Annotated in this window: 16 protein-coding genes; 15 read left to right on the top strand and 1 reads right to left on the bottom strand. The window is 68.6% G+C overall.

Features of this window, described 5'->3' with window-relative positions:
• The first annotated feature begins 38 nt into the window (after window positions 1–38).
• Both ffh and DNK52_RS01525 read left to right on the top strand, forming a co-directional pair.
• Entirely contained in the window at window positions 39–1601 is a 1563-nt protein-coding gene (gene ffh / locus DNK52_RS01530) for a signal recognition particle protein (protein WP_110238852.1), read from the top strand.
• A gap of 13 nt (window positions 1602–1614) precedes the next feature.
• Complete coding sequence (locus tag DNK52_RS01525) at window positions 1615–1992, top strand: PIN domain-containing protein (protein WP_239455320.1); 378 nt, start codon at window positions 1615–1617, stop codon at window positions 1990–1992.
• A gap of 5 nt (window positions 1993–1997) precedes the next feature.
• Here DNK52_RS01525 and DNK52_RS01520 read toward each other — a convergent pair whose 3' ends face one another.
• Window positions 1998–2558 (bottom strand): GtrA family protein, encoded by a 561-nt coding sequence (locus DNK52_RS01520; RefSeq protein ID WP_239455319.1) that lies wholly within the window; start codon window positions 2556–2558, stop codon window positions 1998–2000.
• Between the two features lie 38 nt (window positions 2559–2596).
• Here DNK52_RS01520 and DNK52_RS01515 point away from each other — a divergent pair, with 38 nt between their 5' ends.
• The 13 genes from DNK52_RS01515 to dprA all read left to right on the top strand — a co-directional run bounded on the left by DNK52_RS01515 (window position 2597) and on the right by dprA (window position 14019).
• On the top strand, window positions 2597–3667 hold the full coding sequence (locus tag DNK52_RS01515; protein WP_110238850.1) for an amidohydrolase family protein: 1071 nt from the start codon (window positions 2597–2599) through the stop codon (window positions 3665–3667).
• Window positions 3668–3859: 192 nt separating this feature from the next.
• Window positions 3860–4381: a 30S ribosomal protein S16 gene (rpsP, locus tag DNK52_RS01510; protein ID WP_110238848.1), complete on the top strand. Its 522-nt coding sequence runs from the start codon at window positions 3860–3862 to the stop codon at window positions 4379–4381.
• Between the two features lie 2 nt (window positions 4382–4383).
• Window positions 4384–4626 carry an RNA-binding protein gene (locus DNK52_RS01505; protein ID WP_110238846.1) on the top strand — a complete coding sequence of 81 codons (243 nt, stop codon included), beginning with the start codon at window positions 4384–4386 and terminating at the stop codon, window positions 4624–4626.
• A gap of 166 nt (window positions 4627–4792) precedes the next feature.
• On the top strand, window positions 4793–6490 hold the full coding sequence (locus DNK52_RS01500) for an ABC1 kinase family protein (protein ID WP_110238844.1): 1698 nt from the start codon (window positions 4793–4795) through the stop codon (window positions 6488–6490).
• A 58-nt stretch (window positions 6491–6548) separates the two neighbouring features.
• Window positions 6549–7121: a ribosome maturation factor RimM gene (rimM, locus tag DNK52_RS01495; RefSeq protein WP_204163328.1), complete on the top strand. Its 573-nt coding sequence runs from the start codon at window positions 6549–6551 to the stop codon at window positions 7119–7121.
• A gap of 4 nt (window positions 7122–7125) precedes the next feature.
• The gene (gene trmD, locus DNK52_RS01490; RefSeq protein ID WP_110238842.1) at window positions 7126–8292 is read left to right on the top strand and encodes a tRNA (guanosine(37)-N1)-methyltransferase TrmD; all 1167 of its coding nucleotides are present in this window, start codon (window positions 7126–7128) and stop codon (window positions 8290–8292) included.
• A 183-nt stretch (window positions 8293–8475) separates the two neighbouring features.
• On the top strand, window positions 8476–8826 hold the full coding sequence (gene rplS, locus DNK52_RS01485) for a 50S ribosomal protein L19 (protein ID WP_110238840.1): 351 nt from the start codon (window positions 8476–8478) through the stop codon (window positions 8824–8826).
• A 37-nt stretch (window positions 8827–8863) separates the two neighbouring features.
• The gene (gene lepB / locus DNK52_RS01480) at window positions 8864–9688 is read left to right on the top strand and encodes a signal peptidase I (protein WP_239455318.1); all 825 of its coding nucleotides are present in this window, start codon (window positions 8864–8866) and stop codon (window positions 9686–9688) included.
• A 3-nt stretch (window positions 9689–9691) separates the two neighbouring features.
• Window positions 9692–10450 (top strand): ribonuclease HII, encoded by a 759-nt coding sequence (locus DNK52_RS01475; protein WP_239455317.1) that lies wholly within the window; start codon window positions 9692–9694, stop codon window positions 10448–10450.
• Window positions 10447–10755 carry a DUF2469 domain-containing protein gene (locus DNK52_RS01470; protein ID WP_110238836.1) on the top strand — a complete coding sequence of 103 codons (309 nt, stop codon included), beginning with the start codon at window positions 10447–10449 and terminating at the stop codon, window positions 10753–10755. Before DNK52_RS01475 ends, DNK52_RS01470 begins: the two co-directional genes overlap by 4 nt.
• Window positions 10756–10925: 170 nt before the next feature.
• On the top strand, window positions 10926–11288 hold the full coding sequence (locus DNK52_RS01465) for a YraN family protein (protein WP_110239907.1): 363 nt from the start codon (window positions 10926–10928) through the stop codon (window positions 11286–11288).
• Window positions 11288–12865, top strand: a complete 1578-nt coding sequence (locus DNK52_RS01460; RefSeq protein ID WP_239455316.1) for a YifB family Mg chelatase-like AAA ATPase — start codon at window positions 11288–11290, stop codon at window positions 12863–12865. Before DNK52_RS01465 ends, DNK52_RS01460 begins: the two co-directional genes overlap by 1 nt.
• Window positions 12862–14019: a DNA-processing protein DprA gene (gene dprA, locus DNK52_RS01455; protein WP_239455315.1), complete on the top strand. Its 1158-nt coding sequence runs from the start codon at window positions 12862–12864 to the stop codon at window positions 14017–14019. The genes DNK52_RS01460 and dprA overlap by 4 nt, the downstream gene beginning before the upstream one ends.
• Window positions 14020–14132: the final 113 nt, after the last annotated feature.

Genomic DNA, 14132 nt, shown 5'->3' with positions numbered 1-14132 from the left:
TCACCCCGCACCGTCACTACGCCCACGAGGGAAGAGCCTTGTTCGCCACACTCTCAGACCGCCTTGCCGACACCTTCAAGAACCTGCGTGGCAAGGGCCGGCTCTCCGAGGCTGACATCGACGCCACGGCACGCGAGATCCGCATCGCGCTGCTCGAGGCCGACGTCGCCCTGCCCGTCGTCAAGGAGTTCGTCGGCGCCGTCAAGGAGCGGGCCCGCGGCGAAGAGGTCAGCCAGGCCCTCAACCCGGCCCAGCAGATCGTCAAGATCGTCAACGAAGAGCTGGTCACCATCCTCGGTGGCGAGACCCGTCGTCTGCGGTACGCCAAGACCGGCCCGACCGTCATCATGCTCGCGGGCCTCCAGGGTGCCGGCAAGACGACGCTGGCCGCCAAGTTGGCGTTGTGGTTGAAGGAGCAGAACAAGACCCCCCTGCTGGTCGCGGCGGACCTGCAGCGTCCCAACGCGGTCAAGCAGCTCCAGGTCAACGGTGAGCGGGTCAACGTCCCCGTCTACGCTCCCGAGCCGGGCAACGGTGTGGGCAACCCGGTCGACGTGGCGCGTGCCTCGATCGAGGAGGCCAAGCGCAAGCTGCACGACGTGGTCATCATCGACACCGCGGGACGTCTCGGCGTGGACGCTGAGCTGATGCAGCAGGCCGCCGACATCAGGGACGCAGTCCAGCCCGACGAGGTCCTCTTCGTCGTGGACGCGATGATCGGACAGGACGCCGTCAACACGGCCCAGGCGTTCCTCGACGGCGTCGGTTACGACGGTGTCGTGCTGACCAAGCTCGACGGCGACGCCCGCGGTGGTGCTGCGCTGTCGATCGCCTCCGTCACCGGCAAGCCGGTCATGTTCGCCTCGGCGGGCGAGAAGATGACCGACTTCGACCTCTTCCACCCCGACCGGATGGCCTCGCGCATCCTCGACATGGGTGACATGCTCACGCTGATCGAGCAGGCCGAGAAGAGCTTCGACGCCGAGCAGTCCGCGAAGGCTGCGGAGAAGTTGCTCTCCGGCAAGGGCGACTTCACCCTCGACGACTTCATGCAGCAGATGGAGCAGCTGCGCAAGCTCGGGTCGATGAGCAAGATCCTGGGCATGCTGCCCGGGATGGGCCAGTACCGCGAGCAGCTCGACAACTTCGACGAGCGGGAGCTCGACCGCATCCAGGCGATCATCTCCTCGATGACTCCGGCCGAGCGGGACAACCCGAAGATCATCGACGGCTCCCGCCGCGCCCGGATCTCCAAGGGGTCCGGCACCCAGGTGAACGACGTCAACCAGCTCGTCGACCGCTTCTTCGAGGCGCGCAAGATGATGCAGCAGATGGCCAAGGGCGGTGGCATGCCCGGCATGCCAGCGATGCCCGGGATGCCGGGCATGCCGGGTCCGGGCAAGAAGGCAAAGGCCCCGAAGAAGGGCAAGGCCAAGCGGGGCTCGGGCAACCCCGCGAAGGCCGCTGCGGAGAAGAAGGCCAAGGCCGAGCAGGCCAAGGCTGCTCCCTCGAACCCGTTCGGCGGCGGCGAGGAGATCGACTACGAGTCCGCCGCGGCCGCCCTCGACCTGCCGAAGGACTTCTCCAAGTTCCTGAAGTGAGGGCGCAGAGCGGGTGAAGAAGTTGGCAACGGTCCTGGTCGTCGATGCGGCCAACGTGGTCGGCACGCGGCCGAACGGGTGGTGGAAGGACCGGGCGGGCGCTGCGCGCAACCTCCACGAGGCGCTCCTGGTGGGTGACACCACCTTCGACGAGATCGTCCTGGTCCTCGAGGGAGGCGCCAAGGGTGGGGTCAGGGCGGGCCGCGACCAGCACGTACGCACGGTCCACGCGCCGCGCGACGGGGACTCTGAGATCGAGCGGCAGACAGCGGCGGCAGTGGCTGCTGGCAGCCAGGTGACCGTCATCACCGCTGACGGCTTCCTGCGCGCTCGGGTCCAGGGGCTCGGAGCGCTGGCCATGAGCCCCAGTTGGTTGCTCGACCAGCTCTGAGTGCGTCAGAGGGAGTCGACGTTGCCGGTCTGCTCGGGGACCTCGAGTCGGTGCGTACGGACCGCGGAGAACGTCCACAACTTGTGCAGCACGAACGACAGCGGCGTGACCGCGGCGATCACCAACAGCTGACCCCAGTAGAGCCGGGTGCGCAGACCACTGGAGTCGTCCAGGAGCCCGGTCGGCAGCGCCAGAGGTGAGCCGGAGTGCATGAGCAGGGTGAGCAGGCCCAGCCCGACCACGTGCGCGAGCAGACCGACGGTGAAGAAGGGCGTGAACTCCGCCCACCAGCGTGCGCGCCCGGCCGAGTGGAAGGTCCAACTGCGGTTGAGCTGGAAGTTCCACATGATCGCCACCAGGAAGGCGCCGGTCGAGAAGACGTGGTACCAACGCACGTTGAAGCGGGTCATCGGCAGGGAGAGGAAGAGCTCCTCGATCCCGGGACCGATCCGCTTGAGGATGATGAGCACCACCATGTTGACCAGGACGCCCGACGCGCCCACAGCCGCGAAGCGGAGGAACAGCCCCAGGTTGCGGCGGTTGCGCTGGGAACTCGTCAGTGGCACGCAGGAGAGGGTATCCGCACCGACGATAGTGTCGGGACATGACTGCCATGAGGTTCTCCGGGCCGCTGCTCCCCGAGGGTGAGGCAGCTGACCTGTACGTCGTCGACGGCCGTGTCACCTTCGAGCCGCAGGCCGGCGCCGAGACCCGGGCCCGAGGGTGGATCGTGCCCGGGCTCGTCGATGCGCACTGTCATCTGGGTCTGGACGAGGCGGGTGCTGTGGGGGACGAGGAGACGGTGGCCCAGGCGCTCACCGACCGGGACGCCGGAGCCCTGCTGATCCGGGACTGCGGCTCGGCGGCCGACACCCGTTTCGTGCACGAGCGCGAGGACCTGCCACGTCTCATCCGGGCCGGGCGTCACATCGCGCGCACCCGTCGCTACATCCGCAACTACGCCCATGAGGTGGAGCCCGAAGACCTGGCCGCTGCAGCCGCCGAGCAGGCGAGGAACAGCGACGGCTGGATCAAATTGGTCGGCGACTGGATCTCCCGAGAGGCCGGCGACCTGACCCCGTCCTTCCCCGCAGCCGACTTCGCGGCGGCCATCGAGGCGGCGCACGCCCACGGCGCCAAGGTGACCGCACACTGCTTCGGGCCCGACGTGCTCCCCGGGCTCCTGGACGCCGGCATCGACTGCATCGAGCACGGCACCGGCCTCAGTGAGGACCTGATCGCGCAGATGGTCGCCCAGGGCACTGCCCTGGTCCCGACGGTGATGCAGCTCGACAAGTTCCCTGACCATGCTCGACAGGCGAGGGAGAAGTTCCCGGCCTACGCCGAACGCATGGACGACCTCCACGCCCGCCGGCCGCAGACGCTGATGGCGGCGTACGAGGCGGGGGTGCCGATGTTCGCCGGATCCGACTCCGGGGGAGTGGCGCGCCACGGCAACCTGCCGGGGGAGGTCCTCGCCCTGCGCCGACTGGGGTTCTCCGCCCACGACGCCTTGGGGGCCGCCTCCTGGCGCGCGCGGGAGTGGTTGGGATTCTCCGGTCTGGTGGAGGGCGCCGAGGCCGACTTCGTCGTGTACGACTCCGACCCGCTCGCCGACCTCGAGGTGCTCCGTCGTCCGTCCTGCATCGTCCTGCGGGGCCGGGTCGTGGCCTGATCGCGTCGGCCCTGTCCGCACGAGGGAGGCGATTGGTGCGTTGGGCGAAGTCTCTGGCAGACTTGCCCACTGTGTCCTGTGCGGACGGACCCTCTCATCCGGCCGCGACAGAGCCCATCGAGTGACCTGACCCGGTCCCCACCTGGTTGAGGGTCACTCATCAACCACGACTTTCGAGGAGACACCACAACCGTGGCCGTCAAGATCCGTTTGAAGCGCCTGGGCAAGATCCGGGTGCCGCAGTACCGCATCGTCGTCGTCGACTCGCGCAAGAAGCGCGATGGTCGCGTCATCGAGGAGATCGGCAAGTACCACCCCAAGGAAGAGCCGTCGTTGATCGACGTCACCTCCGACCGGGCGCAGTACTGGCTGGGTGTCGGCGCGCAGCCGACCGAGGCCGTCGAGGTCCTCCTCAAGATCACCGGCGACTGGCAGAAGTTCAAGGGCCTGCCGGGCACCGAGGGCACTCTCAAGGTGGCCGAGCCCAAGCGCGACAAGCTCGAGATCTTCAACGAGGCCCTCAAGGAGGCCGCCAACGAGCCCAAGAGCTCCGCGACGACCAAGAAGGCCGACAAGAAGGCCGACAAGAAGGCTGACGACAAGGCTGAGACGAAGGCCGACGACAAGGCCGACGACAAGGCTGAGGCGAAGACCGAAGAGGCTCCGGCCGCTGACGTCGCGACTCCTGCTGAGACTCCCGCCGAGGAAGCCTGAGCATGCTGACCGACGCGCTCGAGCACTTGGTCCGCGGAGTGGTCGACCACCCCGATGACGTCAGCGTCAAGGACAAGCAGCTCCGTCGTGGTTCGATCCTCGAGGTCAGGGTCCACCCCGACGACCTCGGCAAGGTGATCGGCCGCAACGGTCGCACCGCAACGGCTTTCCGCACCGTTGTCTCGGCCCTGGCCGGACGCGGTGGGGCACGCGTCGACTTCGTCGACGTGGACCGCCGTCGCTGAGCGCACAGCACTTCACGCCACGGGCGTCACCCCTCGGGGTGGCGCCCGTGGTGCGTTTTGGGACCATCGTCCTCGGGAAGACCGTGGGTTCCCCCACACTGGTCTCCCGACCCCGGGTCCTGCGTGAGCGCAGGGGGTCCGTGCCCGACAACGAGAGGTCCAACGCGTGAGCACTGCAGAGAGCCCCGACGCCGTCACGTCCGTGCGGTATCGAGACCTGGCCCGGCTGGCGTGGCGCCATGGCCGCTCCGACCTCCTGTCAGGGTCGGCTCTGGGGGACTTCACCTTCTCCGACGAGGAGGCTCACGAGGGGGATCACGGCAAGGCTGAGCAGTTGAGCCACGACCTCGAGGCGATGGGGCCGACCTTCGTCAAACTCGGTCAGCTGCTCTCGACCCGCTACGACCTCCTGCCCTCGGCGTACACCACTGCTCTGGCCCGGCTCCAGGACGAGGTGGCGCCGTTCGGGTTCGAGCAGGTGCAGGAGATCGTTGAGAGCGAGTTGGGGGCCGACCTGCGTCACCTCTTCGCCGACTTCGACCCGGAGCCGCTCGCCGCTGCCTCACTGGGACAGGTGCACCGGGCCACGTTGCGCAACGGACGTGACGTCGTGGTCAAGGTCCAACGCCCCGGCGTGCGCGACGTGGTGCGCTCCGACATGGAGATGCTCGGTCGTCTGGCCGCCACTGCCGACAAGCGCACCGAGGCCGGGCGACGCTACGGGCTGGAGAAGCTGCTCGGGCAGTTCGCCCGCTCGTTGGCCGGCGAGCTGGACTATCGCCGCGAGGCGCGCAACCTGCTCAAGTTCCGCGACATGGTCAAGGGCTTTGACCTGTTGCTGGTGCCGAAGCCGGTGAGCACCCACACCAGCGGCCGGGTCCTGACGATGGACTATGTCGAGGGCCGCAAGGTCACCGATGTCGGACGGTTGGGTCTGCTCGACGTCGACGCACAGCCGATCGTGGAGCAGCTCTTCTCGTTCTACCTGACGATGATGCTCGACAAGGGCGTCATCCACGCCGACCCACACCCCGGCAACCTGATGCTGACCGACGACGGACGGCTGGCGCTGATCGACTTCGGGATGGTGGCGACCGTGTCGCCCCGGCTGCAGGACCACGTGCTCAAGTTGTTGCTGGCCATCAGTGACGGCGACGGGGAGGGGACGGCGCGTGTCCTGGCCGGGATGGGCCACCCTCTGCCCGACTACGACGCCGCCGCGTTCCGTGACGACGTCACCCACCTGATCTCCGAGGCCATCAATGCGGGCAGTGACCTGCAGGTGGGGACCGTGCTCGTCGAGCTCAGCCGCCTGTCGGGATCCCACGGCCTGCGTCCCCCTGCCGAGATGTCGATGATCGGCAAGGCGTTGCTCAACCTCGACGAGGCGACCCTGCACCTGGACCCGGACTTCTCGCCGACCGAAGCGCTGCGTGACAACGTGGGAAAGATGATGGCCGGAGGGCTCAGCGTCAGCCCCGCCGGACTGATGGCTGCAGCGGTGGAGGCCAAGGAGTTCACCGCGATGCTGCCCAAGCGGGCCAACCGCATCCTGGACAACCTCGCTGAGGGGGAGTTCCACCTGCAGGTGCACGCCATCGACGAGGAGCGACTGCACACGGTGCTCCAGCGCATCGCCAACCGGATCACCTTCGGCATGGTGATCGCGGCGACGATCCTCGGCGCGGCGCTGCTGGCCCGGGTGCCGGGTGGCACCCGGCTCCTGGGGTTGCCGGTGGTGGCGCTGGTCTTCTTCCTGCTTGCCGTGAGCGCCGGCGTCGCACTGACGGCCTGGATCATCAGGACCGATCGCAAGGTGGCGCGTACCGAACGGGAACGCCGCGGACGCCAGGGCGTGGTGTGAAGTCACCCTCGCGGACTGCAGCGTCCCCGTCCCGGACACGGCCATCTAGGCTGGGCACGTGAAGAACATCGATGTGCTCGTGGGTCGGATCGGCAAGCCGCACGGCCTCCGTGGCGAGGTGACCATCGACGTACGAACCGACGAGCCGGAGCTGCGTTTCGCGGCGGGCTCCACCCTCACGGCCGTGGCGCCGAAGGGCTCGGCCGCGCAGTGGCGGACGTTGACCGTGCGTTCTTCTCGCTGGCACCAGGGCACTCTGCTCCTGGCCTTCGAGGAGTTGCCCGGGCGCAACGAGGCAGAGGCCGCCCGGGGCATCATGCTGCACGTCGAGCTGGCGCCGGACTCAGCCCCGTCCGCTCCGGACGAGTTCTACGAGCATCAACTCCGCGATCTCACCGTCCGTGACCTCGACGGCCGGGAGATCGGCACGGTGGTCGGCCTGGTCCCGGGTGCAGCCCAGGACCTCCTGAGCATCCGTTCGGCCGACGGACGCGACACCCTGGTGCCGTTCGTCGAGGCGCTCGTGCCCGAGGTCGACGTCACTGCCGGGTTCCTCGTCGTGGCTGACCGTCCCGGACTCGTCAGCCCGTTCCCGGACGACGACGTCGAGTCGGCACCGCCCGAGGCCTGAGCCCGTGCGCATCGACATCGTCTCGATCTTCCCCGACTACCTCGCTCCGCTGGAGCTGAGCCTGCCGGGCAAGGCGCGCGACAAGGGACTGCTCGACGTGGCCGTGCACGACCTGCGGGACTGGGCCACCGACCGCCACCGGACCGTCGACGCGCCCCCGTACGGCGGTGGCGCGGGCATGGTGATGAAGCCGGAGCCGTGGGGGGCGGCGCTCTCCCAGCTGAGTGCCGAGAGCTCCCCGGTGATCATCTTCACCACCCCCAGCGGGGAGCCGTTCACCCAGGCTCTGGCCCGCGAGCTCAGCGCCGAGGAGCACCTCGTCTTCGCGTGCGGTCGTTACGAGGGGATCGACCAGCGCGTCATCGACCACGCCTCCTCCCTGGGCCGGGTCCGTGAGATCTCCTTGGGCGACTACGTCCTCAACGGCGGTGAGGTCGCGGCGCTGGCGGTGACCGAAGCCGTCGTACGTCTGCTGCCCGGGTTCATGGGCAACCCCGACTCGCTGGTGGAGGAGTCCCACGAGGACGGTCTGCTGGAGTACCCGGTCTACACCAAGCCGGCGTCGTGGCACGGGCGCGAGGTGCCGCCGGTGCTGTTGAGCGGCAACCATGCCGCGGTGGCCCAGTGGCGCCACGAGCAGCGCGTACGACGCACGGCTCGACGACGACCTGACCTCGTGCACGCGAGCGCACTGCCCGAGGACACCTCGCTGCGCCTGGCACAACCGGCCGATGCCGGAGAGTTGATGACACTGCAGCGGGCCTGTTGGGTCACGGGCCATGACACCGCCCCCGGAGTGGAGGTCCCGGCAGCGCTGACGGAGTCACTCGACGACGTACGCGCCTGGCTGGGGGAGTGGACCGTGCTCGTGGCGCACCGTGGCGGGCGCCTGGTCGCGGCCGCGCGGGGACGGCTCGAGTCACCCGACACCTGGGACATCGGCCGACTGATGGTCGCCCCCGACCTCCAGGGACAGGATCTCGGGCGGTGGATGCTCGAGCGCATCGAGGCGGTGGCCCCTCCCGGAGCGCGCCGCGTCACGCTCTTCACGGGAGCCGGAGCGAGCGACACCCTGCGGATGTACAAGAAGGCGGGTTTCAGGATGACTCCCGGGACCACTGCGCCTCCCGGGACCGTGGGTCTGCGGAAGGCCCGAACGATTACGGACTGAGGCTGCCGTTGTGGCAGAATCCTCTCTTGGTCCGTGCTCGACCGCGGCCGCCCGGAGAAACGCACCGGGGGTCGGCGTACTCACCTGCCACAGAGGGTGTGTCCGCATCGTCATCCAGGACGGACCTTCTTCCTGTGAACCACTTCAATCCGCGATCGATCTGTGGCGATCGTGAGGAGCAACATGACCAACGTCATTGCCGAACTCGGCAACGCAGTCAAGCGCGACGACGTCCCGGCGTTCCGCGCCGGTGACACCATCAAGGTCCACGTCAAGGTCATCGAGGGCAGCCGCTCCCGTGTCCAGGTGTTCCAGGGTGTCGTCATCAAGATCCAGGGCTCCGGCGTCGGCCGTACCTTCACGGTCCGCAAGATCTCCTTCGGTGTCGGCGTGGAGCGGACGTTCCCGCTGCACTCCCCGATCTTCGAGCAGATCGAGGTCGTCTCCTACGGTGACGTGCGTCGCGCCAAGCTGTACTACCTGCGTGAGCTTCGCGGCAAGAAGGCGAAGATCAAGGAGCGTCGTTCGTTCTGATCGCGTCCTGCGCCCACTTCATGGGTAGCATCTGCGCGTGACTTCTGAAGACCGCGACTCCCCCCATCACTACGACGGGGCGGGGTCGCGGTCTTCTGCGTCTGTCACCGGTCAGGGGGCGGGTCGGGGCAGTGACAAGCCGCCGAAGCCCAAACGGAAGCAGTTGCCGCTGTGGCAGGAGAGCATCCTGTTGATGGCCGTGGCGTTGGTCATGGCGGTGCTGGTGAAGGCGTTCTTCGTCCAGGCCTTCTACATCCCTTCGGAGTCGATGGAGCCCGGTCTGGTCGAGAACGACCGGATCCTCGTCCAGAAGATCTCCTACTGGGGGAGCGGCGAGGCCGAGCGTGGCGACGTGGTCGTCTTCAAGGACCCGGGATCGTGGCTGCCCGAGGCAGCGGCGGCCGGCTCGTCCAACCCGATTGTCAAGGTGATGACCAAGATCGGTCTCTACCCCGAGGGCGGACACCTGGTGAAGCGGGTGGTCGGCGTGGCAGGCGACGTCATCGAGTGCTGTGACGACGACGGCAACCTGCTGGTCAACGGTGAGCCCGTCGAGGAGTCCGCATACGTCAAGGACAACCCCAACGCCAACTGCAACGGACCCATGACCGGCAACTGTTCCTGGAAGGCTGGGCCCGTGCCCGAGGGGCACATCTTCGTCATGGGGGACAACCGTGCCGCGTCGGCCGACTCCTCCTACCACCTGTGCCGCGACGGGGCCACGGAGTGTGTGGGAGGTCGCGAGTTCGTGCCCACCGACCTGGTGGTGGGTCGTCTCTTCACCGTCATCTGGCCCTTGACCAACATGCGGTTGGACAGGCGTCCCGATTCCTTCGACGCCGTGCCCGCTGCCGAGAAGTAGGCCGTGGCTCCCAGCAACCGACCGACCCTGCGTCTCGAGCGGAGCCTGCTTCGCGACGGGATCACTCACCTGGCGTGTGCCGACGAGGTGGGGCGAGGAGCTCTCTGTGGGCCGGTGACGATCGGCATGGTCGTGATCACCCTCGAGACTCGCAGTGCGCCGGTCGGGGTGAAGGACAGCAAACTGCTCTCACCCGCGCTGCGCGAGACCTTGGCGCCCAAGGTGCGTCGGTGGGCAACCTCCTACGCTGTGGGCCACGCCTCGGCCGAGGAGATCGACGCCCACGGCATCATCGCGGCACTGCGCATGGCCGGGCACCGGGCCCTTGCCGGCCTCTCGGTGGCGCCGGACCTGGTCCTGCTCGACGGCAACCACGACTATCTGAGCAGGCCCGACCAGCAGCTCCTCTTCGACACGGTGCCTGACCTGCTCGACGAGGTGCCGCGGGTCCTCACCGCGGTGAAGGGTGACATGCGTTGCGCAGCGGTGGCCGCGGCGAGCATCCTCGCGAAGACGGAGCGCGACGCCATGATGGTGCGGTTCGCGGAGCAGCACCCCGAGTACGGGTGGCGGGAGAACAAGGGGTACGCCGCGCCGGAGCACGTCGATGCGTTGCGGCGCCTGGGGCCGTCGCCCCTTCACCGCAGGTCGTGGAGCCTGCCCGGAGTGGAGAGGAACGCACCCGTCGACGTGTTCGCGACTTCGGTTGCCGACGGTCAACTAGGGTCGGCGATGAGCCTGCCAGCAGAGGAGAACGCATGAGCGCCGAGGATCTCGAGAAGTACGAGACCGAGATGGAGCTCACCCTCTATCGCGAGTACCGCGACGTCGTCTCGATCTTCAAGTACGTCGTGGAGACCGACCGGCGCTTCTACCTGTGCAATCAGGTCGACGTGAAGGCGCGGACGGAGAGCGGTGAGGTCTTCTTCGAGATCACGATGAGCGATGCCTGGGTGTGGGACATGTACCGCCCTGCCCGCTTCGCGAAGAACGTGAAGGTGCTCACCTTCAAGGACGTCAACGTCGAGGAGCTCAGCCAGCAGGAGATCGAGCCTCCCGAGGACTGATCGCTCAGTCCCAGGGACTTCCCGGGCCACTGCACGTGCACAGGCAGACCGGTTGAGGAGGCGTACACAGGAGGCCTCCTCGGTCTCTCACCTGTACGGCACGGATGGTCGAGGGTGGTGGACGACCGGTCGGAAGGATCGGCGTCATCGACACCGAAGCGAGGCGACCCATGCCGAGATCACACAACGCTGCCCTGGGGACCTACGGCGAGACCCTCGCCGAACGACACCTGACCGGACTCGGCATGGTGGTGCTCGAGCGCAACTGGCGCTGCGAGCTCGGCGAGATCGACCTGGTGCTCCGCGAGGGTGACGTCCTGGTGGTCTGCGAGGTGAAGACCAGGTCCAGCGACGCCTACGGATCACCCCACGAAGCCATCACCGCGACCAAGGCGGCCAGACTGCGCAGACTGGCGGCGCGGTGGGTCAGCGAGCACGACGTACGCCCCCGCGACGTACGCATTGACCTGGTGGCCGTGCTGCGTCCCCGGCGCGGCGCCTCGAACATCGAGCACGTTCGGGGGATCTGCTGATGCTCGCCACCGCCCACACCGTCGTGCTGCAGGGGTCCCTGGGTCACCTGGTCGAGGTCCAGGTCGACATCTCACCGGGGGTGGTCGGCGCGACGATCGTCGGACGTCCCGATGCCTCCCTCCTGGAGTCACGCGACCGGGTGCGGATGGCCATCACGCACTCCGCCGCACCCTGGCCCGCCACACGCAGGGTCACGATCCTCCTGGCGCCCGCAGACCTGCCCAAGCGCGGCACCCACTTCGACCTGGCCATCGCGCTCGGGATCAAGGCGGCTGACGGCACCCTGCCCCAAGGTGCGCTGGCGGGCACGGTCTTCATCGGCGAGCTGAGTCTGAGCGGCGCCCTGCGACCCGTCCCCGCCGTGCTCCCGATGGTGATGGCGGCGGCTGATCGCGGGATCCGGCGGGTCTTCGTGCCCGAGCCGCAGGCACCCGAGGCCGCCATGGTGCCCGGCATGGAGGTCTACGGCGTGCGGTCGTTGGCCCAGGTGATCGCCCAGCTGTGCGGCGACGAGGTCCCGGTCGCCGAGCCCGTCGCTGCCGTCGGGGGAGCGAGCCTGCTGTCGTGGCGAGGGGAGGACCGCACCGACGACATCGACATGGCCGACCTGCTGGGGGTGGCCGACGCGCGGTTCGCGCTCGAGGTCGCGGCGGCCGGCGGGCACCACGTGATGCTCTCGGGACCGAAGGGGTCCGGCAAGACGAGCCTCGCCGAGAGGCTGCCCACGATCCTGCCCGACCTGACGCGGGAGGAAGCCCTCGAGCTGACCGCGGTCCATTCACTGGCGGGCAACTTCGAGATGACCGGTCTCTTCGCCCGCCCGCCCTTCTACGCTCCCCACCACGACGTCTCCAAGACCAGCCTCCTGGGCGGTGGGTCCGGCAGGGTGCGACCCGGCGAGCTCTCCAAGGCTCACTGCGGCGTGCTCTTCCTGGATGAGTTCCCGTTGTTCCGAGCCGACGTGATCGAGGCCCTGCGCCAGCCGCTGGAGAGCGGGGAGATACGGGTCGTCCGCGGGGACGAGTCAGCCGTCTTCCCGGCGCGAGGGATGGTGGTGCTCGCCAGCAACCCCTGCCCCTGCGGCGACTACCACCCGATCGCCCGCCAGAATCGCTGCACCTGCTCTGAGGTCGCGCGTCGTGAGTACCGCCGCAAGATCACCGGACCGATCGCGGACCGCATCGACATCGTCCGTCACGTCCTGCCGGCCGGTCCTGCAGACGGGGGACCCTTCGCCCTGCGGGAGGGTTCCGCGGACATCCGTGCCCGAGTCACCGCCGCGCGCCAGGTCCAGTCGCGACGCTTCGAAGGGCGAGGTTGGCGGTTGAACTCCCAGGTGCCGGGCCATCTCCTCCGCGAGGAGTGGCCGTTGGCGGCGACGCTCCAGCGCCGTCTGGACGACGAGGTGTACGCGGGGCGCCTGAGTCGTCGTGGCGCAATCCGGGTTCATCGTCTGGCCTGGTCCGTGGCTGATGTCCTGGGGCTGGAGGCCCCCGACGGTGTCGCCTTCGAGTCTGCGCTCCAGCTGCGCACAGCGGCACCCCTCGTCCTCGGCGCCCTGGGGCGAGCCGGGTGAACGCGGAGGTGACGGAGTCGGCCGTCGATCCGGCCGAACGACTGGCCCGGGTCGCACTGAGTCGGCTCGCGGAGCCCGGCGACGTCCGGATGACTCGACTGGTCGCGGACCTCGGTGCCCGCGCGGTGCACGAGCACCTGATGGAAGAGGGCGGCAGTTCTGAGTTGCGTGATGACGTGGCGACCCGACTGGCCTCCCTCGACCCCGCAGCCGAGTTGGACCGAGCGGAACGCCTCGGGCTCCGCTTTCTCGTCCCGGGTGATGAGGAGTGGCCTGACCAGGTCGACGGACTCCTCGGTGCAGGCGCCGTGAACGTTCGAGGTGGTGTGCCGATCGGGCTGTGGGTCAAAGGACCGTTACGTCTTGACCGGGTCGCCCGGTCGGTGGCGATAGTGGGGGCGCGGTCAGCCACCTCGTACGGCAGCCACGTCGCGGCCGAGATCGCGGCAGGACTGTCCCGCTCTGACACCTGCGTGATCTCAGGGGCAGCGCTCGGGATCGACCAGGCCGCTCATCGGGGCGCACTCTCTGCTGAGGGACCGACGGTGGCCGTCCTGGCCTGCGGGGCCGACCGGATCTATCCGGCCGCTCATCGCGAGCTGATCTCATGGATCGGGGACCATGGTCTCGTGGTCTCCGAGGCGCCGCCGGGGGGAGCCCCCACTCGAGTCCGATTCCTGGCGCGCAACCGGCTGATCGCAGCTCTGGGGGCCGGCACGGTGGTCGTGGAGGCCGCGCTGCGATCCGGCGCCCTGAGCACCGCAGCGTGGACCGAACGCCTCGGGCGCCCGCTGATGGGGGTGCCCGGACCGGTGACCAGTGCCCAGTCCCAAGGAGTGCACGAGCGGATCAGGCTCGGGGCCGCCCATCTGGTGACCTGTGCCGACGACGTTGCCGAGCTCGTGGCCCGGGCCGGAGAAGCGATCGTGGAGGACCGCAGAGAACCGGTGCGGCCACGAGACCGCTTCACCGTCCGCCAGCGTCAGGTCCTGGACGCCCTTCCGGTCTCTCGCGGCGTCGGCGCCGACATCGTCTCCTGGGGTGCGGGGATCGGGCTGCGGGAGGTGCAGTCGACCCTCGTGGGGTTGGAGACCGGGGGATGGGTGCTCAGGGACGGTCACGGGTGGCGACTGGCGCCGTCCGACGGTGCCTGAACCCGGCCTCTCCGACGCCTACGATGAGTCGTATGTCCTCGAGCCACGACCGGCTGGTCCCTGCCGCGCAGTCCACTGCGCCCGCCGCCCAGGAGCGTCCGGGCGCCGCGGCC

Origin of the sequence: Nocardioides gilvus (assembly GCF_003194605.1) — a bacterium.
Classification (GTDB): Bacteria; Actinomycetota; Actinomycetes; order Propionibacteriales; family Nocardioidaceae; genus Nocardioides; species Nocardioides gilvus.
The sequence above is the reverse complement of the archived record's forward strand: the minus strand, read 5'-3'. Positions and strand labels throughout refer to the sequence as shown.

What these genes read in the sequence shown, in the direction of transcription:
- DNK52_RS01515 (WP_110238850.1), top strand. Translation starts at nt 2,597, where the DNA reads ATGACTGCCATGAGGTTCTCCGGGCCGCTGCTCCCCGAGGGTGAGGCA.
- rplS (WP_110238840.1), top strand. Translation starts at nt 8,476, where the DNA reads ATGACCAACGTCATTGCCGAACTCGGCAACGCAGTCAAGCGCGACGAC.
- DNK52_RS01470 (WP_110238836.1), top strand. Translation starts at nt 10,447, where the DNA reads ATGAGCGCCGAGGATCTCGAGAAGTACGAGACCGAGATGGAGCTCACC.
- DNK52_RS01460 (WP_239455316.1), top strand. Translation starts at nt 11,288, where the DNA reads ATGCTCGCCACCGCCCACACCGTCGTGCTGCAGGGGTCCCTGGGTCAC.
- DNK52_RS01505 (WP_110238846.1), top strand. Translation starts at nt 4,384, where the DNA reads ATGCTGACCGACGCGCTCGAGCACTTGGTCCGCGGAGTGGTCGACCAC.
- DNK52_RS01465 (WP_110239907.1), top strand. Translation starts at nt 10,926, where the DNA reads ATGCCGAGATCACACAACGCTGCCCTGGGGACCTACGGCGAGACCCTC.